The organism is Paraglaciecola sp. G1-13, from assembly GCF_055809255.1.
On sequence record NZ_CM147903.1, the window covers coordinates 1,067,662 to 1,090,351 of the forward strand.

Genomic DNA, 22,690 nt, shown 5'->3' on the forward strand with positions numbered 1-22,690 from the left:
CTTTTAGGTTATAGAACATTGCATAAAAGCTATGTACAAAAAGTGCAAAATGACTAGAATGTGCGCTCTTTTTAGTTAGCACTTAAATTGCCAGCCAACATAGCGTTTGATGAAAAATGCAGCTACGGCGTTAAGTGTCTGTTGAAATTATGTATTTTTGACAGGCCAAAGCGCACGCAGTTAAGCGACTTTTATCGCGCAAGTGTAGCGGCCCCGAGGAGAACTGATGTTATCACGTGACATGAATATTGCCGATTTTGATCCTGAGTTGAGTCAAGCTATCGCGCAAGAAACCCAGCGCCAAGAAGATCACATTGAACTGATCGCCTCTGAAAACTACTGTAGCCCGCGCGTACTTGAAGCCCAAGGCTCGCAACTAACCAATAAATACGCTGAAGGTTACCCGCACAAGCGTTACTACGGCGGTTGTGAATACGTTGATATCGCAGAAGATTTAGCCATTGAGCGTGCTAACCAATTATTCGGCTCTGACTACGCTAACGTGCAGCCTCACTCTGGCTCACAAGCTAACTCAGCGGTATTTATGGCGTTACTTGACGCTGGTGATACCGTGCTAGGGATGAGCTTGGCACACGGTGGTCACTTAACCCACGGCGCACATGTTAGCTTCTCGGGCAAAACCTATAACGCAGTGCAGTACGGTATCGATGAGCAAACTGGCAAAATCGATTACGACGTAGTTGAAGCGCTCGCGGTTGAGCATAAGCCAAAAATGATCATCGGTGGTTTCTCAGCGTACTCAGGTATTGTTGATTGGCAGCGTTTCCGTGAAATCGCGGACAAAGTAGGTGCTTACTTATTAGTGGATATGGCTCACGTTGCAGGTTTAGTAGCCGCTGGTTTATACCCTAACCCATTACCTCATGCGCATGTGGTGACCACCACTACGCATAAAACCTTAGCTGGCCCACGTGGCGGTTTGATTTTATCAGCTTGTGGCGATGAAGCGATTTACAAAAAACTAAACAGCTCAGTATTCCCTGGTAATCAAGGTGGCCCTTTGTGTCACGTGATTGCAGCGAAAGCCGTTGCGTTTAAAGAAGCATTACAGCCAGATTTTAAAGCATACCAACAGCAAGTATTGCTTAACGCCAAGGCCATGGTCAGCGTGATGCAAGAGCGCGGGTACGACATCGTATCTGGCGGCACCGACAACCACCTGTTCTTGCTTGATTTGATCAGCAAAGACATCACAGGTAAAGATGCTGACGCAGCGCTAGGGCGCGCTAACATCACAGTGAACAAAAACTCAGTCCCTAACGACCCACGCTCTCCGTTTGTGACCAGTGGTTTGCGTATTGGCTCACCTGCCATTACCCGCCGTGGTTTTAAAGAAGAACAAGCGAAGCAAGTGGCTACGTGGATTTGCGACGTTATCGACAACATCGAAGACGAAGCGGTCATCCAACGCGTAAAAGGTGAAGTATTGACCCTTTGCGGTAAGTTCCCGGTATACGCGTAGGTTTTGCGTCGTTCATTAAATAAGAAACACCGTCCAGTGTAGTGCGGCAAAACGAGTGCACTAAATAGAAATCCGTTGAGGTTAGCCTTAACGGATTTTTTTATGGCCTGATATTTGCTGAAATCATCAATACTAAGGTCTGAGGCACTGTTTTTTGACGCTTCAATCATGATTTAACGTTGCGCTATAGCCATAGATAGCAACGCACTGAACAACGCGGGGCGAATGTTTTGAAGATTTTTTTGAGTCTATTAGTGCTATTTCTTGCAGGCTGTGCCCATTTACCTTCATGGCAAGAGGATGCCGATGAAGGGCAGATTGTGGCCGAAGAGCCTCTATTGCTGCATACAGATCAAATAGCCAATAAGTTGTTCTCAAGCTTAGCGCCCATTGAATATGGGAACTTAGCAGTAGTGAGTTTTACCGAATTAGAGAGTTTAGCGTTATCAAAAGCCAACCACTCATTGAACATGTTGGGTTTGCAGCTCCAAGAAAGCATGTTATCGGTATCAACTCAGCGCGGCTTTAATGTGGTTGAAATACGGGCCGCGAATCAAGTGCAATTGTTTAAAGATCACGAGCGATTACTAAGTCGTGACAGTGCAGATATCAGCAAAGATATAGATGTGCGCTACATGGTGGTAGGTACTTTACTTCAAGGTAATCAAATGACCACTGTTAATGCCAGATTACTTGATTTACGGGAAGGAACGGTTATCGCTGCGGTATCAGATAATGTGCCTAACAGTGTGATTGGCCTAAATGCCAACCAGATCCAGATGAAACATAACAAGCTGTATCGCTCGTCATTATAAAAGTGAGTTAATTATGAAATCGATAAAACTAGCCGCTATACCCCTTATGTGCTTTTTAAGTACTTCATGTTCAAGTTGGTTTTCTAGCGACGAGCAAGTACAAGAAGTTGAAGCAATGACGCCAAGCCAGCAAATGACGTCGGTGAGTCGCTATAACAACCAACGCATGTCAGACATCTACAAGCGTGTTGAAGTAGGTGATGTTAACCATTATGTGCAAGGGATCATGCAAGACTTGATTGCCAATATGGATAACCCAGAAAGTAGCATGGATATTGGTGTGACGAGTTTTGTTTATCTCGACGGTAGCTTTGATGAAACAGACCTGCTGGGCAATCAATTATCCGAGAGTTTTATTCACGAACTGCATCAATTTGGTTTAAACGTACTGGATTTCAAAAGCTCCGATTATATCCGCGTTACTCCAACAGGCGACTTTAATTTCAGCCGCGATTATGAAGAACTAAACCCAGACATGCCTGTGCAATATGTAATGGGTGGCACTATGGTAAAGCATCAAGACGGGGTCATTGTGAACGCCCGTATGGTGTCTATCAACAGCAAAAAGGTGTTGTCTAGCGCGCAAGGGTTTATCCCTGCCAGTGTGGTTAACGCATTACACCGAAGTCAGGGCAATCCCGGCATTAGCCTTAAATTCAAGCAAAGTGAAAAAAGCTAAGAATATTCTGAGCGCTTAAAGCTAATCGTTAAAATTCTGAGGTGCATTGTGAGTAAATTTAATAAGAATAACCAGTACGTAGTTAGGGGGCTAACCAAAGCATGTTGCGTAGGGGTCTTTCTCACATCAGTATCCGGTTGTTCAATGTTTCAAGACAACAATGAAATAGTGATAGACAAAAGCGACCCACAATACCTCGAATTAAAAGCGATGCTCGAACAACAAAAAATTGAATGGGAAGCACAAAAACCGGCCCTTGAGCGGATGGTGAAAAACGAAGAAGATTTGGCTTTCTTAATTGATACTTTAAGTGAAATGTCAGTTATTGGCAGTTCGCCGTCGTTAGAGCAATACATGCAGGGGCAACCGCAATATACACAAGGAAATAACCCTCAAGGAAATAGTGCTCAATCTGACGGCAGCCAAAGTAAAGGCATCTCAGTCGGCAGCTCACAGACGATCAATACAGATAATTCAAATACCTCAATTAACGTTAACAATGTTAATAGTGGGAATACTTCTTATGCCAATCCGTTGGCACCACTGGCTGACTCTCCTGAAGAGTTAACGCAATTGATGAACGACCTACAAAAATTAGCCCGTACTCAGCGATATAATAAATTAAATAACATCACAGCATCTGCTCATTCCCAAAGCGATTCTGTCAACGGCAAATTAGAAAGCGCAACACATAATAACCAACTTGGTATGTCTACGGGGCGCTATGCCATCTCTCACGGCGGAATCTTTGCCAACAGTAAAGTGGGGTTAGGCGAGTACGCCCAGCAATTGGCAGGTAAGTTGGCCAAGTTTACTGCCCTTGAAGGCATGACGGTGGGTGTTGCAAGCTTTGTTGATTTTGATGAAACGTTACGAAATTCCAGTAGTTTAGGTAATCAATTTGCAGAAGCGCTAGCCACTGAACTGCCCAGTTATGGCGTTAATGTAGTGGATTTCAAGCTAACTAAAAATATTGATGTGTCCGCCATGGGTGACTTAGCGCTATCGCGCGACGGTGCACTTCTAAATGGCCAAACCGATATGAATTACGTGCTGACAGGCACGCTGGTCGCCACTCATAGAGGAGTGAAAATTAACAGCCGTGTGGTATCTGTTGATGACAACAGCGTTATCGCGGCGGCCAGTACTTTTGTTCCCAGAGGGCTCTTGCAGCAAATACAGCCTTAGTTGCAGGAGACAGCAGGCTTTTAGCTTTGGTTTAACAATTCTATTGCCCTACCTTTGCTCTTACTCCTATCAACTTTCGCGTTTTTTTGTTAATTTACCGGAAAATTTCCGGTACAAGAGAACGTTATGTTTTGTCCCTTCTGTTCTATCCAAGAAACCAAGGTGATTGACTCTCGCTTAGTGGCTGACGGGCACCAGGTGCGCCGCCGTCGTGAATGTACTATGTGTAAAGAGCGTTTCACTACCTTTGAAATGGCTGAATTGGTCATGCCCCGCGTGGTCAAGCGCGATGGCTCTCGTGAGCCGTTTAACGAAGATAAGTTGCGGGCAGGATTACAGCGTGCCCTTGAAAAACGCCCAGTGAGTACCGAGCAAGTGGAGCAGTGTATCAGTCGTCTTAAATCGGCTATGCGTGCCACAGGCGAGCGTGAGATCACCAGTGAATACTTGGGCAATCTAATTATGGACGCTCTCAAAGAGCTGGATAAAGTGGCCTATGTGCGCTTTGCATCTGTGTATCGCTCGTTCGAAGATATTCGCGAATTTGGCGAAGAAATCGCACGTTTGGGTGACTAACATGCCGAATGATTCACGTTTTTCCTGTGCCCTAGAGTTAAATTAATAAGGTTGTAGAGTGACGCAATTCTCTGCGCTTGACGCAAAAATGATGGCTTTGGCCATCCGTTTGGCTGAAAAAGGCCAATACACGACTTCGCCGAATCCCAATGTGGGCTGTGTTATTACTGATGCCCAAGGCAATATTGTCGGCCAAGGCTGGCATCAAAAAGCCGGGACCCCCCATGCAGAAATTCACGCTATTGCCCAAGCCGGTGAGCGCACCAAAGGCGCGACCGCTTACGTCACATTAGAGCCGTGCAATCATCACGGTCGCACAGGCCCATGCTCCGAAGCGCTTATTAAAGCGGGAGTGAAACGCGTTGTTGCCGCGGTGGTTGACCCAAACCCACTCGTGGCCGGCAGTGGTTTACAAAAGCTCAGTGACGCGGGTGTCCAGGTGAGCAGTGGTTTACTTGAAAGTGAAGCCAAGGCGCTTAATCGCGGCTTTATCAAACGCATGCAAACAGGCAAGCCTTGGGTCACCGTTAAGCTGGCATCAAGCATGGATGGCAAAACCGCGTTAAATAATGGTGAAAGCCAGTGGATAACCGGGCCCTTAGCCCGTGAAGATGTGCAACGCCACCGAGCGAAGAGTTGCGCGATATTGTCTGGCTCGGGCACGGTCCTGGCGGATAACCCTTCATTGAATGTGCGTTACAGCGAATTGGGTTTTGCAAGAAATGCGTTAGCAGAAGTGAATTTACGCCAACCTGCGCGAGTTTTGCTCGATGGGCGCAACCAGATGCGCCCTGATCTGCATTTATTTGCTTTATCGTCTCCCATTGTGATTATCAATAGCCAGCCAAATACAGCCGAATTTCCAGATCATGTTGAGCAATATCAAGCCCAATCAAACGGTGCGCAACTTGACCTGCAAGATGTAATGAAACACCTTGGCCAGCGCGGGTTTAACCATATATGGGTAGAGGCAGGGGCGAAGCTTGCAGGGGCGTTATTACAGAATAAACTAATAGATGAATTGATTTTGTACCAAGCGCCCAAACTATTAGGAGATAAAGGCCGAGATTTATTTGCGGTGGACGAATTAACCCAAATGCAGCAAGCTTTTGAATTACAATGGCAGGATGTACGCCAAGTCGGCCTAGATTTAAAGCTGACGGCGCGCTTTACATAATTTACTACCCACGCCAAGTGACCCGTACATAACGGAAATAACGGGCGTGTTTGATATAGGGTGTTCGTTTAACCTAGCCTGTTCGTTTCAAATCAGCGCGATGTTCAAACAGATTACACAGTTAATATGAGTGAAAAGACATTATGTTTACCGGAATAATTGAAGATGTGGGGCACATCGAATCCTTAACCCCAACGGGCGATGACATTCGCTTGCGCATACGGGTAAATAAACTGGATATGTCGGATGTGGCCCTTGGCGACAGTATCGCCAATAACGGTGTGTGTTTAACCGTGGTAGACATGAACTCGAGCGGCTTTAGTGCTGACGTGTCGCACGAGACCATTAAGCGCAGCGGTTTTGCCGATTATAAAGCGGGTAGTAAGGTGAACTTAGAAAAGGCCATGTTACCGACATCCCGCTTTGGTGGGCACATCGTCAGCGGGCACGTTGATGGTGTGGGCGAAGTCGTTTCCGTCTCCCCTGTTGGGCGTTACGTGGAAATTTGGGTGCAAGCACCAAAAGATTTAGCCCGTTACTTAGCGGAAAAAGGCTCGATTACTGTAGACGGTGTCAGCTTGACGGTGAATGCTGTAGAGGGTGCCAAATTTTTGATTACTCTTATTCCCCACAGCCTGCAAGAAACCATCATTGGTGGCTACAAGAAGGGCACTAAAATTAATTTGGAAGTGGACGTGGTTGCCCGTTACCTAGAGCGATTAATGCTCGGCGACAAAGCCGCTGAAACAGGCCTGAAAAAATCAGATATCAGCATGGCGTTTTTGGCTGAAAATGGCTTTTTACGTTAGGACACATGCTGAACAACAGTCGTGCGCTTTTGGCACACAATGACATTTGCAGATAGCTGCTCATTTAAGACACAACCAAAAAGAATCACAATATTATGGCAATGAACACAACAGCAGAAATTATCGAAGACATTCGTCTTGGCAAAATGGTTATCTTGATGGATGACGAAGACCGTGAAAACGAAGGCGATTTAATTATGGCCGCTGAGTGCGTCACCCCAAAAGACATTAACTTTATGGTGACTCACGCTCGGGGGTTGGTTTGCTTGCCCATGACAGCAGAGCGTTGTAAACGCTTGAATTTGCCTTTGATGGTGGATAACAACGGTGCACAGTTCTCGACTAACTTCACCGTATCAATCGAAGCACGTGAAGGGGTCACCACGGGTATTTCTGCTGCGGATCGTGCGCGCACTATTTTAGCGGCGGTTGCTACGGATGCCACGGCCAACGATATTGTGCAACCCGGGCATATATTCCCCCTTATTGCCAAAGAAGGTGGGGTGTTAAATCGCGCTGGGCATACCGAAGCGGGTGTTGATTTACCGCGTTTAGCTGGCCTGGAGCCTGCCTCAGTTATCGTTGAAATACTCAACGAAGACGGCACCATGGCACGTGGCCCTGAGTTACAAGAATTTGCTAAAAAGCATGACCTGAAAATTGGCACAATCGCTGATTTGATTGAATATCGTAACCTAAATGAAACCACCATCGAGCAAGTGGCAAAATGCAAACTGCCGACTGAGTTCGGTGAGTTTGATTTGGTTACCTTCAAAGACTCTATTGATAACCAAGTACATTTCGCGTTGAGTAAAGGCGAAATTAGCCCTGATGAACCAACGTTGGTGCGTGTGCATTTGCACAATACTTTGAGTGACTTGCTGGGTTCTGAGCGGGCAATTGAGCGCAGCATGAATTTACCCCAAGCACTAAAACGCATTGCCGCTGAAGGTGGTGTGCTGGTTTTACTGGGTAAAGATGAAGATTTACTGACGCAAGTGAAACAGTTTGAAGCCGAAGACAACGGCGAAAAGCCTGTTGGCGCAGCATGGAGCGGCACATCTCGCACTGTAGGGGTTGGCAGTCAAATACTTGCCAGCTTAGGCGTGAAGAAAATGCGCTTGCTAAGTCGACCTAAAAAGTACCATGCCTTATCAGGTTATGGCTTGGAAGTGGTTGAATATGTCGATTAGCTAAACAGTTAATCACAAACTCTAAAAACGCCTGCTTGTCAGGCGTTTTTTGTTTTTACGCGTTACACATCAGTTGATAAGCGGTATTCGCTTAAACGTCTCCCCGATCTTTGATTTCGCCTTGAGCAGCAAAATACTTTGCCATCGATAATGACTATTTTATAAACAGCGCATTAAGCTGTTTGGGATCATATGGTGCTGTGCTATCATACGCGCCATTTTTTACAGATAAGGCTTATTAGGCATGAATATCATTGAAGGTAATATTCGCGCAACAGGCAAAAAATTTGCGTTGGTTGTGTCACGTTTCAACAGTTTCGTTGTTGAGAGTTTGGTTGAAGGCGCATTAGATACGCTAGAGCGTCACGGTGAAGTAAACAGCCAAGATATCACTTTGGTTCGCGTACCTGGTGCATACGAGTTGCCTATCGCGGCTAAAAAGCTAGCGGAAAAAGGAACCTTTGATGGGATCATCGCTCTAGGCGCTGTTATCCGTGGCGGTACACCACACTTCGAATTTGTTGCTGGTGAATGCAACAAAGGTTTAGCTCAGGTGTCACTTGAATTCGGTATTCCGGTTTCTTTTGGCGTTATCACCACTGACAGTATCGAGCAGGCTATTGAGCGCTCTGGTACTAAAGCAGGTAACAAAGGCGCTGAAGCAGCATTAGGTGCACTTGAAATGGTTAACGTTATGGCCAATATCGAAGGGGCAGAGTAGGTGAAACCAGCAGCTCGTCGTAAAGCTAGAGAATTAGCGGTTCAAGCCGTTTACTCTTGGCAGATGTCAAAAAATCCACTTGATCAGATAGAACTGAGTATCGTCACGAGCAATAACATGCAAGACGTTGATACCGAGTACTTTCTAGAGTTGTTGCGCGCCGTTGTGCGTAGAACGGCCGAGCTGGATGCGAAAATCAAACCTTATTTGGGGCGTTTACCGGAAGAGCTTGATCCCGTTGAAAACGCTATTTTACGACTGGCTACTTACGAACTTGTTGAGCGTATTGATGTCCCTTATAAAGTGGTCATTAATGAGGCCATTGAGCTTGCTAAGTCGTTTGGTGCTGAAGAGAGCCACAAGTTTGTGAATGGGGTGCTTGATAAAGCCATAAAAACCCTTCGTAAACACGAGTTGTCATAAAAGATCGTTATATTTTAGGGAGTTACACAGGCCATGTATTCCCTTTAATCTTAGAGTTTTAAAATAAAAATGTGAAAGAATTTTCTTTGATCGATACCTATTTTCGCGATGTAAGCTTTCAGCGCAAGGATGTACTGTTAGGCATAGGCGATGATTGCGCTATTACCCAGATTCCTGCCGGTCAAGCCCTTGCCACCACGACTGATACCTTAGTGAGTGGTGTGCATTTTTTGCCTGACGCCGACCCTAAAGCCATTGCCCAAAAAGCTATTGCGGTAAATTTGAGTGATTTGGCAGCCATGGGCGCTGAGCCAGCTTGGTTGAGTCTATCTTTATCTTTACCTAACGTGGATGAGCAGTGGCTTAAAGCGTTCTCTGAAGGCTTTAGAGAACACACTGAGTATTACTCTGTTCAGCTTATTGGCGGCGATACGGTGCAAGGTCCACTGGCGATCACCATTACCGCCCAAGGGTTTGTTGCCGCTGATCAAGCTTTGAAGCGCTCTGGTGCTAAACCCGGTGATTTCGTTTATGTGACGGGCTCATTAGGGGATGCTGGCTTAGGGCTAGATATTCTGCTTAATCGTGCTGAGGTTAAAAGTACCGAGCACAGTGAGTACTTGCTGAAACGTTTGCATTATCCAACACCAAGAGTATTTGCTGGCACCAGTTTACGCCGTGTGGCGAGTGCTTGTATCGATATCTCTGATGGTTTGTTGGCCGATATTAAGCAGATATTAAAGGCATCCCAATGTGGGGCGTGCTTGCAACTCGATAAACTGCCGTTATCCAAAGCGATGCTCGAGTCCGCAGATCGAGATGCCGCATTTCATTACGCTTTGAGTTCTGGTGATGATTACGAGCTTCTGTTTACTGTGAGTGAAGAGCAAAAAAACAATGTAGAGCGTGTGTTAGCTTGCAGTAATGTGCCAGCAACCTGCATCGGCCAAATTAACGGTGCGGTTGGCAAGATTGATTTGAAATTCAATGATGAAAGTTATGCATACAGCCAAACGGGGTTTGAGCATTTCAATTCAGCTGAATTAACGAAAGAACAACCTAACCACGCGAAGCGAGCATAATGGATAGGCATATTCGTAAACGCGTTTCACTAGCCAACCCCATTCACTTCTTAGCCTTGGGGTTTGGCAGCGGTTTAGCGCCAAAAGCGCCTGGCACATTCGGTACGGTTGCGGCTGTTCCATTGGTGTGTTTGCTTGCTTATAGCACTACGCTAACAGGCTATTTGCTGGTGACTTTGATAGCCTCAGTCATCGGTATTTGGTTATGTGGTAAAACAGCCAAAGACATGATGGTGCATGATGATTCATCCATAGTATGGGATGAAATTGCAGGCTTGCTTATCACTATGACTGCGGTACCGCTAAGTTGGCAAACATTGTTGCTCGGTTTTGTTCTGTTTCGTATTTTTGATATTTTGAAGCCTTGGCCGATCAGTTATTTAGATGCGCGGGTACATGGCGGGTTCGGCATTATGATTGACGATATTTTAGCAGGTTTTTTCGCCCTCATTCTGATGCACATCACGCTGTATTTTGGCTGGCTGTAGCCGCTTCTAAACGATACAGTTATGCGCGCTAACGCTTCATACTCTTTGTTTTTTATTCTGTTTTGTTGATTCTTTGTTGTTTGTTAATCGAAAAGGTACTCCATGAAAATCTGGGTTGATGCGGACGCGTGTCCCGTTCTTGTAAAACAAATCTTGTTTAAAGCGGCGCAGCGCACTCAGGTTGAAATGACCTTGGTGGCAAACCAACACATTCCTGTACCGCCTGATAAAAACATTACCAGTATTCAGGTACAAAGTGGCTTTGACGTGGCTGATGATTATATTGTTGAGCAATGCGTAGCGAACGACTTGGTGATCACCGCCGACATACCGTTTGCCGCCGAGGTCATTGCTAAGGGCGCTCATGCGCTCAACCCACGTGGTGAGCTTTACACCAAAGAAAGTATCGGTAGCATATTGAATATTCGTGACTTCATGGACACCATGCGTAGCAGCGGCGTTCAAACAGGTGGTCCTGGCGCTTATGGCAACAAAGAGAAACAAGCGTTTGCCAATAATCTAGATAGGTTACTGGCTCAGCGATAGGTTTGTGGGTGGCTAATACCAAGGCCGCTTTTAGCTTTACTGAGTAGCAATAAAGCGGCTTAATAGATTGGGAATAGAGGGCTTTTACTGTGCCAAGAAAGTGTGTGCTTTAGCGATTATACCCGCGTCATCCATTCCAATTTCAGCATACATCTCAGTTTGGGTGCCCTGCATTATAAACTCATCAGGCAAACCGATTTGCAGTAAGCGACTGGTGTGTACTGTACTCAGTAGGTATTCAGCCACCGCGCCGCCAGCACCACCTGTGGTAGCGCCATCTTCAAGGGTAATAAGCAGTTCATGATCTTTGGCTACATTGGCCACCGCTTCAGTATCCAAGGGCTTGACGAAGCGCATATCAATCACAGTGGCATTGAGTACTTCAGCGGCTTTTTCTGCATAAGGCAGTAACACGCCAAAATTCAAGATAGCGACTTTTTCGCCTTGGCGTATGGTTCTGCTTTTACCGATTTCTAATGCTTGCATGGTGTTATCGGGCTTAACCCCTGTGCCTGAACCTCTTGGGTATCTGACTGCAGCCGGTTTGTTCAGCTTGTGTCCTGTGTATAGCATTTGGCGACATTCATTTTCATCCGCAGGTACCATGATAACCATGTTCGGAATACAGCGTAAAAATGGGATATCGAATGCGCCTTGGTGCGTTGGCCCGTCAGCACCGACTAAACCTGCGCGGTCAATAGCGAACAACACGGGTAAGTTTTGCAAAGCCACATCGTGGATCAGCTGATCGTAGGCGCGCTGCAAAAACGTCGAGTAAATAGCCACTACGGCATTTTGGCCTTCTTTGGCAAGGCCCGCAGCGAATGTCACTGCGTGTTGCTCGGCAATGGCGACGTCAAAATATTGTGCTGGGAATTTTTGTGAAAACTCGACCATACCTGAGCCTTCGCGCATGGCAGGGGTAACAGCCATTAAATTCGGATCTTGTTGTGCCATGTCACACAACCAACGGCCAAAAATGTTTGAAAACGTTGGATCGCTCGGCGCAGCCTTAGGCAAACCATCAGCAGATGGGTTGAATTTAGGCACGGCATGAAATTTAATCGGGTCTTTCTCGGCTAGCTCATAGCCTTTACCTTTTTTGGTGACCACGTGAAGAATTTGCGCCCCTTTGATGTTGCGCATGTTTTTCAATGTGTCGACCACACCGTTTACATCGTGACCATCAATCGGCCCAATGTAATTAAACCCTAATTCTTCGAAGATAGTGCCTGGTACTACCATGCCTTTGATATGTTCTTCGGCTCGGCTGGCGAACTCTTTGATAGGCGGAACGCTGCTGAGGAGTTTCTTGCCGCCGTCACGAATAGAGTTAAAGAAGTTACCTGTAAGTAAACGGGCTAGGTGACTGTTTAATGCCCCCACATTCTCTGAAATTGACATCTCGTTATCATTTAAAATAACCAGCATGTCTTTATCGATGTCACCGCCATGATTTAGCGCTTCAAATGCCATACCTGCGGTCATTGCGCCATCACCGATAACGGCAACGACCTTTCTACCCAATGCTTCTTTTTCTGCAGCAACGGCCATACCTACTGCAGCGCTGATGGAGGTAGATGAGTGACCTACGGCAAAGGTATCGTACTCACTTTCGTTCGGCCAAGGGAAAGGGTGCAAACCGTTCTTTTGGCGAATGGTAGGCATACGATCACGACGGCCTGTCAAAATCTTATGGGGATAAGCTTGATGGCCCACATCCCAGATAAGGCGGTCGAACGGGGTGTTGTAAACATAATGCAGGGCGACGGTTAATTCGACTGTGCCCAACCCAGAGGCAAAATGACCACTACTTTGGCTTACGCTGGTTAACAAATATTGACGTAATTCTTTGGCGACTTGCTTTAGTTTGTCTTGAGGAAGCTCTCGCAATTGCTCGGGCGTGTCCGCTAAAGCCAGAAGCGGGTAGTGGGCTAAATCCAGGGTCATGAGGTACGTTTCTACTATTATTATTGGATGATGTATCGTTCGTAATCAATGATTACGATGAATGACGAAATCGGTAAATGATTTCAACACCTGTGTATTGTAAGGTAAAGCGTCCAAAGCTTGAAGCGCTTCTTGATGAAGTTGAGCGAGATAGCCCTGAGCACCTTCTAAACCAAGCAGTGCAGGATAGGTACTTTTATTCTGCTCTTGGTCTGAACCTTGGGGTTTACCTAAGGTTTGTGAATCACCGACCACATCCAAAATATCGTCCTGCACCTGAAACGCCAAACCAATGGTGGACGCATATTGCTGCAATAGCGTTTTGCTTTCATCGCTAACTGACGGGCACAACGCGGATGCCATTTTTACCGCTGCAGTGATAAGCGCCCCGGTTTTTTTGCTATGCAGCAACTCCAGTTGTGTTTGAGTGATCAGCTTATTGGTGGACGCTAAATCAATTCCTTGTCCGCCACACATGCCGTCGTAACCAGATGCTTGACCTAAAATACGCACCAATTCGATACGTTGCACATTGGCAAAATCTGATAATGGGTAATTAACGATGATCTCAAAGGCCAAAGTTTGCAGGGCATCGCCGGCTAAAATAGCGTTGGCTTCATCAAACTGAATGTGACACGTGGGGTGCCCGCGGCGTAAATCGTCGTCGTCCATCGCAGGCAAATCATCGTGTACCAAGGAATAAGCATGGATGCATTCTAATGCGAGGGCGGGGGCATCAAGATCAGACTGTTCAACCCCTAAAGCTTCGCCGACAGCATACACCAAAAAAGGTCGCATGCGTTTTCCGCCCATTAGCAAGGCGTACTGCATGGCATTTTTTAACGTTGGGGCATGGTCACCAAGGTTGCCAATTTGCGCTTGTAATAAAGCGTCAACGTGTCGATGCACACGCTTCTGTTGAGTCTCAAATGTCATTAGTCTTGGGTATTGTTGGGGTCGAAGTCAGTCAGTGGAGCTTGCTCGTCTTGACCCATTAAGATCTGAACTTTCTGTTCGGCTTGTTTAAGTTTGTTTTGACTATGGCGGGCTAATTGAATGCCTCGCTCAAAGCGCCCTAAAGCGTCTTCTAAACTTAGCTCACCTTCTTCCATTTGATTGACTATGCTATCGAGCTCTTGCATTGATTCTTCAAAGCTTAAGTTTTCGGTTTTTTTGCGACTGGTCATAGGTTTTGCTTCTTTTATATCTTGCTCTTTTGCGAGTTGAGCGCACCTTACCTGAGGGGTAAATAGTGGTCAAACCTTTTTCATGGCGCATAGGGCCAACGTACAAAAGATTGTTCCGAGATAAAGTAATTATCTTACGACGAATGCGTTTATTTGGATTTCTTTAGGCAGGTTTATAGCTAAGTACTATAGATTATTTCAACTTTGTCGATAAAATGATTAACCAAGTCAACAACCTAAATGCACCTCCTGCGAATTTTCGCTTTTTAAAGCAGGCGTTTTTAGAGCTGGGCCATTTGATATTTCGCGTAACACACTTTTTTGATGGGAGTACAATGTGGATTTAGCAACCCTTATAGGCATGATTGGCGCAATCGGCTTCGTGATCATGGCCATGGTGCTGGGCGGTGATTTGGGGATGTTCTTTAACGTTCCATCCATTTTGATTGTGGTCTGCGGTAGTCTTTTTGTCGTTTTATCTCAATTCACCCTTGGGCAATTCTTTGGTGCAGGTAAAGTGGCCGGTAAAGCCTTTATGTTCAAAATCGAATCGCCTGAGTCTCAGATTGAAAAAATCGTTGAAATGGCGGATGCCGCGCGTAAAGGCGGTTTTTTAGCGCTAGAAGAAGCACAAATAGAAAACGAATTTATGCAAAAAGGCGTTGATATGCTGGTTGACGGTCACGATGTGGACGTTGTGCGTGCCACTATGGCCAAAGACATATCTATGACCACAGAGCGGCATGAATTCGGTGCTACTATCTTTAAAGGGATGGGGGATGTTGCTCCCGCCATGGGGATGATTGGTACGCTGATTGGTTTGGTTGCCATGCTGTCAAACATGGATGATCCTAAGTCCATTGGACCAGCAATGGCGGTTGCGCTATTAACAACGCTTTACGGCGCGGTGTTAGCGAACGTTGTGTGTTTGCCTATTGCTGAGAAGCTAGGTAACAGAGCAGTGGAAGAGAAACTAAACCAGAGCTTAATCCTCGATGGCATAATTGGCATAGCCGACGGCCAGAACCCTCGTGTTATTGAAGGTATTTTGAAAAATTATCTTGCAGCCAGTAAGCGCGGTAGCGCGACAGAAGACGCATAACTGATGGAAGACGAATGCCCTAAATGCCCCCCCGCCGGATTACCCGCGTGGATGGGGACATTCGCGGATTTGATGTCACTGTTGATGTGCTTCTTCGTGTTATTGCTGTCGTTTTCAGAAATGGATGTACTGAAGTTCAAACAGATCGCGGGCTCGATGAAGTTTGCGTTTGGCGTTCAAAATAAAATTGAAGTCAAAGATATTCCCAAAGGCACCAGTGTTATCGCCATGGAATTCAGACCGGGTCGACCCGATCCTACCCCTATTGAAACCATTCAGCAGCAAACCATAGAAATGACTCAGCAAATGTTGGAGTTTCAAGCGGGTAATGAAGATTCCGCTGGTGGGCGTCAAAAACAACGCGGTGAACAAAAAGGCGGGGCTGCCCAGCAAACGGCGAGTGAACAATCCAGTGCCAAAACCACAGCGAGTCAAGAAGAAGCCAATAAGCAAATGAAGAAGGTGGCGCAGCAGCTTGAGAAGGAAATTCTTGATGGTGCCATCGAGATGGAGTCACTAGGGCAACAACTGATTATCCGTATTCGTGAGAACGGCTCTTTCTCAGCGGGCTCAGCTTTCTTGCAGCCGCAGTTTAAGCCTATCCTGCGTAAAATTGGAACCTTGTTGGCTGATATGCCTGGGGATATTGAGATATCCGGTCATAGTGACAGTTTGGTTATTTCTAACGAGCTGTATCGTTCTAACTGGGATTTATCAGCTCAGCGCGCAGTTGCGGTAGCTGAGGAGCTACGTAAAGCCCCAGGGTTTGATGAGGGGCGCATGGCGGTCATTGGTAAAGCGGACACCGCCCCATTGTTAGGTGAAGACGATGCTCAAGCAAGAAGCCGCAATCGCCGCGTGGAAATTGCGATTAAACAGGGTAAGGCGAAAGAATCAGAGCCTATCTCGGTCGTAGAATAAGCGGTATTGACCTAAGCGGAGGCAGCAGAGTAGGGCTAGCTTAGTCAATAAATTCAAATCTAAAAAGCGGCACATATGCCGCTTTTTTATTTTCCTCATTTCTGTGTACTAACCTACATTTGTGATTCACAAGAGGGAATACGTGCGCTCTTGTCAAAGAATATAGAGAATTCTGCCACCGTCACGCCAAACTTTTTCATATACGAACGATTCATCATGCGCTGGTCGTCGAGAGCGTACATCCAATCATCAATGGCAAAATCATACTCGGTGCCATCAATGGGCACGGTCAAAGTGTACTGCCAATTAAACGCGCTACCTTGGGATGAGCCAGACGCTTGACCCACAACGTCACCGGCAGTGCCCGTCACTGTTTGGTCTTGCGCGACACTCACCTTCCAAATACGGGTCTGGCGGGTACCGTCGTTAAAGAAAAATGACTCGTGAAGTTGCCCTTTGTTACCTTGCCACGTGGCGACGATGTCAACGCAGAATCGGCGAGTTAGCTTTCCTGAATAGTCTTGCACAATTCCCCAAGCTGTTATTTCACCATCAAAATAGTTTTTGAGTGAAAATGTGGGCCTAGTGTCACGATAATCATCGATAGAGGCACTGCAGCCTGCAAGCAGAGCTACTCCGGCGGTTAATGCCAATGTTTTTAATATCGTCATATACGTTCCTATTGTGATTGGCCTATTAATTTATTACGCAGTTTCGGGTAACTGGCTTTTTTGTCTAGCCAGATGCGCAAAAAATTGACGCCAAAGCTGCGATCATCAATACGCCCAATTTCTTCTTGGTTAAAATAGAAGACGCCACCATCAGTGTGGTTTAAGACAAACAACAGCTCATCGTTTTCCTGAATATCAGGCCATATCGCCGTAAGTTGTGTAAGCCATGGCTGGTAGATTGCTTCACCTAACCCTAGCTTGTTCCATTCATCGGCAGTGGCTTCTACCAGTTCATCTGCCTCAATATCCCGCAAATACTGAATATTTAGGGCGAGAGGACTCTGACTTTCTTGCGTCAGGTCATCACTGGTAAACGTGCCGTCATCACTGTAGAGCGTTGATTGGTATATATCCCAAAATACGACCGACAACTTAGCGCTGCCTACAGGTTTGAGTGCATCAATGGGCGACGCACTTAAGCTCAAAGGCAACAGCAACGCGCTTATAAGTGTATATGTGAGCAACTTTTTCATCGTTTATCGACTAAGTTGTGCATTGTAAGCGGGCTTGCTCAGCACTAGCTGCACCGTACTAATGGTGCGCTCAAGAAAACCGCCTTCGCAATAACTAAAGTAATAGCGCCACATGTTGCCAAAGCGTTCGTCGTAGCCGTCTTTTGCTAGCGCTTCGATATTATCGTTAAACGCTTGATGCCAATGTTGTAAGGTTCTCGCGTAATCCAGACCGATGTCATGCAGATCGCGGATCATCATATCGGTATGTTTTTTCAGATGTTGATTGATTAAAAGCTGTGAGGGTAAAAAACCGCCGGGGAAAATATGCTTTTGAATAAAATCAACACTCTTAGCGTAACTGTTCAAGCGTTGGTCACTGATGGTGATCGCTTGTAACAGCATAATGCCGTCTTTTTTGAGCAAGTTTGAGCACTGCTGAAAGAAAGTGGGTAAGTACTCTTTGCCTACTGCTTCAATCATTTCAATGGAGACCAGTTTGTCGTATTGGCCTTCAAGCAAGCGATAGTCTTTTTTCAGCAATGTAATATGCTGCTCTAGATTTTCCCGAGCCACCCATTGTTCGGCAAACTGATATTGCTCCTCTGAAATAGTGGTCGTGGTCACTTTGCAACCGTAGTGTTTGGCTGCATACACAGCTAGACCACCCCAGCCGGTACCAATTTCAAGAAGGTGATCGTCTTCGGTCAGCTGTAACTTCTCACAAATTGTTTTTAGTTTATGTTGTTGCGCCTGATGTAAATCTGCATCTTGATGAGGATAGATTGCCGAGGAGTACATCATGGTTTGATCTAAGAAGCGTGTATAAAGCTTGTTGCCTAGATCATAATGATCTGCGATGTTTTTCTTCGCCTGGCTGGTGGAATTGCGCCTTGCAAGGTGACTTAACTTTCTAAGGGGAAGGGCGAGCCATTCCATTTTGCCTTCCCAGCGGTCAAGCATAGGCAGGTTTCGGGCAAATATGCGAATAACGTTGGTCAAATTGGGAGTCGTCCACATACCGTCCGTGTAGGTTTCCCCTGAAGCAACGCTACCACCAAAAAGCAAATGGCGATAGGCGCGTAAATCGATGAAGTTTATCTCAGCATGCAAGTCAGAGCCCTTTTCACCGAATACATCGACGAGCACACCATTTTCTTTTATCACCATTTCGCCTTCCGGCAGGCTAGCAAATATTTTCAACATGATTTGGCGGCTAATTTTGTCTTGCCAAGAGAGAGAATCCACCGCTTGGAGTGTCTGTTCGCTGTTAACCATATTACTTCTTACCTTGTGTTGCGTGAGCGTAAAACGGCACACGTTTTATAAATAGTTTTAGTGCCTGCCAATAAATACCAACGACGGTTCTTATGGCCATATGAGGTATTGATACTAATACGCGAAAGAGGGATTTTGAGTTCAATTCAATCCGCGTTAAATTTAACCCCGTGTCTAAATGAGTAATATCTTTCACGCATTTCAAGGTCAAGTTAAGTTTTTGATTTGGTTGCATAACCGACCATTGATATTGCATCTCCAACGGATTGAAGGGGGAAACGTGAAACGCTTTTTGTGAATTTTTCTGGTCGTGTAAATCCACCAAATAATGATGCCGCTCATTCCAAGGGGTATTACTGACTTCAGCTAACATATGGCTATATGTGCCGTCAGGTTGACGTAAGTAGTAAAAATTAACTGGGCTGAAATACAATCCAAACGTGCGCACTTGGCCAAGAAAATAGACGTCGCCTTGCAGCGGTTTTCCGGCTAATTCCGACATGCGTTCCAGCACACTGTCTTGTAATGTGGTGTTGTTGTCGCCTAAGTAATCTTCTCGTTTAAAACGTTGCGGCGCCCAGCGAGAGGCGGAAAAAAAACGCACGTCTTTTTCGACTTTTTCTATCTCATCGAGCTTTAACCACATAAGAAAAATATCGTAATTAAAGGCATGCTTTTTAGGATAATGCCGGGCATGAAACACCCGGCCCTTGTAAATAGCGCTTTGCATTACAGACTTTCACCAAACTGCTGGCATACGTCTAACGCACTCAGCACGCCATCTTCATGAAAGCCGTTATACCAGTAGGCGCCACAGAAATGTAGGCCGTCAACACCTGATATTTCTTTGCGTCTGGATTGAGCGGCTATTGCTGCATTATCGAATTGGGGGTGAGCGTATTGGTACACGCCTAGTATTTTGTCATCTGCGATTGAGGCTCGGTCGTTCAACGTCACACAAAATGTCGTATCAGTACGCAAACATTGCAGTATATTCATATTGTAGGTCAGCACGGCGGGGGATTGATGAGCGTGTTTTTCATCGGCTATGGCGTAATTCCAACTGGCCCATGCCAGTTTACGTTTGGGCAAAACGCTTTCATCAGTATGCAATATGACCTCATTGGGAATGTACTTTATGGCGCCTAAAATGCTCTTCACCGAAGCATGCTGCACAATACTGGTATTGTCTAATAGGCGAAGCGCCTGATCACTGTGGCAAGCAAAAATAACATCATCAAAGTATTCACTGCCTTTAGAGCTGGTCAGCTCATAGCCTTGTGCTGTTTTGGTCACAGAGGTGACGGGAGTATTCAATAATATTTTATTTGTGAAGCCTCTGGTCAGGGGAACAATATACTCCCTTGAACCGCCGATTAACGTGCGCCATTGAGGGCGATCCGTCACATTCAATAGGCCATGATTACTGAAAAATCGTAGAAAAAACTTGAATGGAAAGGCTTTTATATCTTCGACACTAGTGGACCAAATCGCGGCACACATGGGCAATATGTAATTATAAATAAACGCGTCGCTAAAATGCTGTTCCGTCAAAAAGCCAAACAGGCTCTGGTCAGCGGAGATGCCATCCAAATCTTGTGCTTTACATAATTTATTGAAGCGCAAAATATCACTTACTATACGCCAAAAGAACGGGCGGAAAATGTTACGTCGTTGGGCAAACAAGCTGTTGATGGTATTGCCGTTATACTCAAGATTCTGCGCTGGATTTTTGACACTGAAACTCATCTCGGTGGGTTGGCTTTTTACATTGAGTGAATCCATCAACTTGATGAAATTCGGATAGGTCCAATCGTTATATACAATAAAGCCGGTATCGATAGCATATTCTCGGCCATTAACGGTGACATCCTTAGTGGCCGTGTGACCGCCAATATAATCGTTGGCTTCAAATACGGTAATATCGTGATTTTTATGTAATAAGTAGCCGCAGGTCAAACCTGAAATACCGCTGCCGATAATGGCAATTCGTTTAGACATCTTGGTTCGTTTCCTGTTAATTATTTTTCATTTTTTTGCTTAAGGCGACTTTCAGTGAGCTTGGTAAGCGAGAAAGAAAACGCAGTAATAAACCAAACATTGTGGGGAAATAGACACTGGCAGATTGACGCTCTATGCCTTTTAGCAAGCTTTCTGCTGCTTCATGTACGGAAATCTTCATCGGCATATCAAAGTCATTCTTGTCTGTTAACGGGGTTTCTACAAAGCCGGGGGAGATACTTTGCACGACAACGCCTTTGTCCGCTAAATCCACTTCCATGGTTTTAGTCAAATAATGCAGTGCCGCTTTACTGGCACCATATGCCTGACTTTGAGTAAACGGCAGGAATCTGGCCATGCTGTCTACTAATACAAGTTGTGAGCCAGTGCTTAACTTTGGAAGCAGGGCGTCAATACAGTGGACAACGCCAAAAAAATTGGCTTCGAATACACGTTTGAACATATCTGGGTCGAATGAATCTAAATCGACGTATTCACATACCCCCGCATTTAACACATAAATGTCGGCGCTGATCGCCTCTAATTTGAGCTTCGTCTGCTGCCTGTCAGTGACATCAAATTGTAATGTGGTCACAGCTCGAACGCCCTCAAATGTTTTTAGTTTATCGGCATTTCTGCCACAGGCTATGACGTCATATCCACTTTGGGCGGCGTGCTTTACTAAAGCTTCGCCTATTCCTGACGTGGCGCCGGTAATCAGTATACGTTTCATGATGCGAGTCGCTTTTTGAGATATTTAATCACTGTGCCTAACAGCGGCACTTGTTCGTAGAGCATACTGCCCAAATCGTAATAATCTCGCTGGTAGCAAATTTTTTGTTCCTTCACTATCAGCTGGCTGATGCCTTCAACGCTGATAAGCTTACCTGCCTTTAATTTAGGGTGTCTAAAATGCATTTTCCAGTTCACAAACACAGTTGAGTCAGCTTCTTTTATCTGTGAAATATCAAAGGTACACTCATTGACATCTGCTAATAATTGCTCGAAATAACGATGAACAGCAGCAAAACCCTTATGTTCAGTGACAGGGTCAACGAACACCACATCATCGCTGTATATGTTTTTAAGCTCACTGAGTGATTGGGTGCCTAGTGATTTATAAAAATTGACAAAAAGCGTTACTACTTCCATCTGTTATGCTCTTCAAAAGTATGAATATTGTTAGCGATATTATAGTAACGCGATAGACGCGTTTTAGATCACTCGTATAGTGCCGTGTTACAAGAGCGATCCTAATTTCAACTCAGACGTACTATTGCTATCAACCACAAAAAATCGTTGTTTACAGTGAATATGATAACTCTACCTTTATTTCCTTTATCAGCACACGTTCTACCCCAAGGACGTATGGATTTGCGCATTTTCGAACCACGTTATGTGCGTATGGTCAAAAATGCCTGCGCCACACAAACTGGTTTCGGAATATGCATGTTAAACGCAAAGGGTGACAAAGACCGAAATGAGCATATTCACCCTGTAGGCACGCATGTCACTGTCGTTGACTTTGATATGCTTAGTGATGGTTTGTTAGGTATAACCGTTGAGGGTGACCGGTGTTTCAATATCGAAAAAGTGACCACAGAGGAAGACGGCTTGCATGTAGGGCAGTGCAGTTGGTCACCAATTTGGCAACCTGAGCCAGAAGCGAATGTTGCGCTAGTTAAGCAACGTTTGATGGATGTATTTAACAAGTATCCGGAAATCCAAGAGTTGTATCCTGAGCCTCTTTTTAATGATCCCATGTGGGTCATCTACCGTTGGCTAGAATTACTGCCAGTATCAGCAGAACAGAAACAACATTTTATTCAGCAAAGGGACTATGTCAAAACGATCGATTATTTGACACAATTAGTGAAATGATCTTTTT

Annotated in this window: 26 protein-coding genes; 16 read left to right on the forward strand and 10 right to left on the reverse strand. The window is 45.5% G+C overall.

The features are described from left to right. Positions 1–226 precede the first annotated feature (226 nt). From glyA to AC0L6N_RS04485, 13 genes are all read left to right on the forward strand, one after another. Positions 227–1,483: a serine hydroxymethyltransferase gene (glyA, locus tag AC0L6N_RS04425; protein ID WP_473479234.1), complete on the forward strand. Its 1,257-nt coding sequence runs from the start codon at positions 227–229 to the stop codon at positions 1,481–1,483. Positions 1,484–1,713: 230 nt separating this feature from the next. Beyond that, positions 1,714–2,298 (forward strand): FlgO family outer membrane protein, encoded by a 585-nt coding sequence (locus tag AC0L6N_RS04430; RefSeq protein ID WP_473479236.1) that lies wholly within the window; start codon positions 1,714–1,716, stop codon positions 2,296–2,298. A 13-nt stretch (positions 2,299–2,311) separates the two neighbouring features. Continuing rightward, positions 2,312–2,977: a FlgO family outer membrane protein gene (locus AC0L6N_RS04435; RefSeq protein ID WP_473479239.1), complete on the forward strand. Its 666-nt coding sequence runs from the start codon at positions 2,312–2,314 to the stop codon at positions 2,975–2,977. Between the two features lie 48 nt (positions 2,978–3,025). Next, positions 3,026–4,165 carry a FlgO family outer membrane protein gene (locus tag AC0L6N_RS04440; RefSeq protein ID WP_473479241.1) on the forward strand — a complete coding sequence of 380 codons (1,140 nt, stop codon included), beginning with the start codon at positions 3,026–3,028 and terminating at the stop codon, positions 4,163–4,165. Between the two features lie 126 nt (positions 4,166–4,291). Continuing rightward, positions 4,292–4,741: a transcriptional regulator NrdR gene (nrdR, locus tag AC0L6N_RS04445; RefSeq protein ID WP_006992170.1), complete on the forward strand. Its 450-nt coding sequence runs from the start codon at positions 4,292–4,294 to the stop codon at positions 4,739–4,741. A 58-nt stretch (positions 4,742–4,799) separates the two neighbouring features. Beyond that, positions 4,800–5,918, forward strand: a complete 1,119-nt coding sequence (gene ribD / locus AC0L6N_RS04450; protein ID WP_473479245.1) for a bifunctional diaminohydroxyphosphoribosylaminopyrimidine deaminase/5-amino-6-(5-phosphoribosylamino)uracil reductase RibD — start codon at positions 4,800–4,802, stop codon at positions 5,916–5,918. A gap of 143 nt (positions 5,919–6,061) precedes the next feature. Further along, positions 6,062–6,727 (forward strand): riboflavin synthase, encoded by a 666-nt coding sequence (locus tag AC0L6N_RS04455; protein ID WP_473479248.1) that lies wholly within the window; start codon positions 6,062–6,064, stop codon positions 6,725–6,727. Between the two features lie 95 nt (positions 6,728–6,822). Then, positions 6,823–7,920, forward strand: a complete 1,098-nt coding sequence (ribBA, locus tag AC0L6N_RS04460; RefSeq protein WP_473479251.1) for a bifunctional 3,4-dihydroxy-2-butanone-4-phosphate synthase/GTP cyclohydrolase II — start codon at positions 6,823–6,825, stop codon at positions 7,918–7,920. A gap of 244 nt (positions 7,921–8,164) precedes the next feature. Then, positions 8,165–8,641, forward strand: coding sequence for a 6,7-dimethyl-8-ribityllumazine synthase (gene ribH, locus AC0L6N_RS04465; RefSeq protein WP_006992174.1), 477 nt, complete (start codon positions 8,165–8,167; stop codon positions 8,639–8,641). Then, on the forward strand, positions 8,642–9,064 hold the full coding sequence (gene nusB / locus AC0L6N_RS04470) for a transcription antitermination factor NusB (protein WP_011574163.1): 423 nt from the start codon (positions 8,642–8,644) through the stop codon (positions 9,062–9,064). A gap of 71 nt (positions 9,065–9,135) precedes the next feature. After that, positions 9,136–10,146 carry a thiamine-phosphate kinase gene (gene thiL / locus AC0L6N_RS04475; RefSeq protein WP_473479255.1) on the forward strand — a complete coding sequence of 337 codons (1,011 nt, stop codon included), beginning with the start codon at positions 9,136–9,138 and terminating at the stop codon, positions 10,144–10,146. Beyond that, positions 10,146–10,634, forward strand: coding sequence for a phosphatidylglycerophosphatase A family protein (locus AC0L6N_RS04480; RefSeq protein ID WP_473479257.1), 489 nt, complete (start codon positions 10,146–10,148; stop codon positions 10,632–10,634). The genes thiL and AC0L6N_RS04480 overlap by 1 nt, the downstream gene beginning before the upstream one ends. A gap of 102 nt (positions 10,635–10,736) precedes the next feature. Then, positions 10,737–11,180: a YaiI/YqxD family protein gene (locus AC0L6N_RS04485; RefSeq protein WP_473479260.1), complete on the forward strand. Its 444-nt coding sequence runs from the start codon at positions 10,737–10,739 to the stop codon at positions 11,178–11,180. An 84-nt stretch (positions 11,181–11,264) separates the two neighbouring features. On the opposite strand, the gene dxs is transcribed toward AC0L6N_RS04485, so the two are convergent. The 3 genes from dxs to xseB are packed head-to-tail and all read right to left on the reverse strand — an operon-like array spanning position 11,265 to position 14,317. Beyond that, positions 11,265–13,130, reverse strand: coding sequence for a 1-deoxy-D-xylulose-5-phosphate synthase (dxs, locus tag AC0L6N_RS04490; RefSeq protein WP_473479263.1), 1,866 nt, complete (start codon positions 13,128–13,130; stop codon positions 11,265–11,267). Between the two features lie 45 nt (positions 13,131–13,175). Then, positions 13,176–14,066, reverse strand: coding sequence for a (2E,6E)-farnesyl diphosphate synthase (gene ispA / locus AC0L6N_RS04495; protein WP_473479266.1), 891 nt, complete (start codon positions 14,064–14,066; stop codon positions 13,176–13,178). After that, a complete protein-coding gene (xseB, locus tag AC0L6N_RS04500; RefSeq protein ID WP_473479268.1) occupies positions 14,066–14,317 on the reverse strand; it encodes an exodeoxyribonuclease VII small subunit in 252 nt (83 codons plus the stop codon). Before xseB ends, ispA begins: the two co-directional genes overlap by 1 nt. A gap of 337 nt (positions 14,318–14,654) precedes the next feature. Between xseB and pomA the strand changes: the two genes are divergently transcribed. Together pomA and AC0L6N_RS04510 are read left to right on the forward strand one after the other, a co-directional pair. Next, positions 14,655–15,419, forward strand: coding sequence for a flagellar motor protein PomA (gene pomA / locus AC0L6N_RS04505; RefSeq protein WP_006992184.1), 765 nt, complete (start codon positions 14,655–14,657; stop codon positions 15,417–15,419). Between the two features lie 3 nt (positions 15,420–15,422). After that, complete coding sequence (locus AC0L6N_RS04510) at positions 15,423–16,340, forward strand: flagellar motor protein MotB (RefSeq protein WP_011574170.1); 918 nt, start codon at positions 15,423–15,425, stop codon at positions 16,338–16,340. Between the two features lie 113 nt (positions 16,341–16,453). Here AC0L6N_RS04510 and AC0L6N_RS04515 read toward each other — a convergent pair whose 3' ends face one another. The 7 genes from AC0L6N_RS04515 to AC0L6N_RS04545 are packed head-to-tail and all read right to left on the reverse strand — an operon-like array spanning position 16,454 to position 21,954. Further along, positions 16,454–17,011: a DUF3833 domain-containing protein gene (locus AC0L6N_RS04515; protein WP_473479271.1), complete on the reverse strand. Its 558-nt coding sequence runs from the start codon at positions 17,009–17,011 to the stop codon at positions 16,454–16,456. Between the two features lie 8 nt (positions 17,012–17,019). After that, positions 17,020–17,544 carry a chalcone isomerase family protein gene (locus AC0L6N_RS04520; protein ID WP_473479274.1) on the reverse strand — a complete coding sequence of 175 codons (525 nt, stop codon included), beginning with the start codon at positions 17,542–17,544 and terminating at the stop codon, positions 17,020–17,022. Positions 17,545–17,547: 3 nt separating this feature from the next. Beyond that, positions 17,548–18,801: a class I SAM-dependent methyltransferase gene (locus tag AC0L6N_RS04525; RefSeq protein WP_473479276.1), complete on the reverse strand. Its 1,254-nt coding sequence runs from the start codon at positions 18,799–18,801 to the stop codon at positions 17,548–17,550. Between the two features lies 1 nt (position 18,802). Further along, positions 18,803–19,531: a DUF1365 domain-containing protein gene (locus AC0L6N_RS04530; protein WP_473479279.1), complete on the reverse strand. Its 729-nt coding sequence runs from the start codon at positions 19,529–19,531 to the stop codon at positions 18,803–18,805. Continuing rightward, positions 19,531–20,802, reverse strand: a complete 1,272-nt coding sequence (locus AC0L6N_RS04535; protein WP_473479281.1) for an NAD(P)/FAD-dependent oxidoreductase — start codon at positions 20,800–20,802, stop codon at positions 19,531–19,533. The genes AC0L6N_RS04530 and AC0L6N_RS04535 overlap by 1 nt, the downstream gene beginning before the upstream one ends. Before the next feature lie 16 nt (positions 20,803–20,818). Continuing rightward, entirely contained in the window at positions 20,819–21,535 is a 717-nt protein-coding gene (locus AC0L6N_RS04540; RefSeq protein ID WP_473479284.1) for an SDR family NAD(P)-dependent oxidoreductase, read from the reverse strand. Beyond that, entirely contained in the window at positions 21,532–21,954 is a 423-nt protein-coding gene (locus AC0L6N_RS04545; protein ID WP_473479286.1) for a nuclear transport factor 2 family protein, read from the reverse strand. Before AC0L6N_RS04545 ends, AC0L6N_RS04540 begins: the two co-directional genes overlap by 4 nt. 162 nt (positions 21,955–22,116) lie before the next feature. Here AC0L6N_RS04545 and AC0L6N_RS04550 point away from each other — a divergent pair, with 162 nt between their 5' ends. Further along, positions 22,117–22,683: an LON peptidase substrate-binding domain-containing protein gene (locus AC0L6N_RS04550; protein ID WP_011574178.1), complete on the forward strand. Its 567-nt coding sequence runs from the start codon at positions 22,117–22,119 to the stop codon at positions 22,681–22,683. The last annotated feature ends 7 nt before the right edge of the window (positions 22,684–22,690 follow it).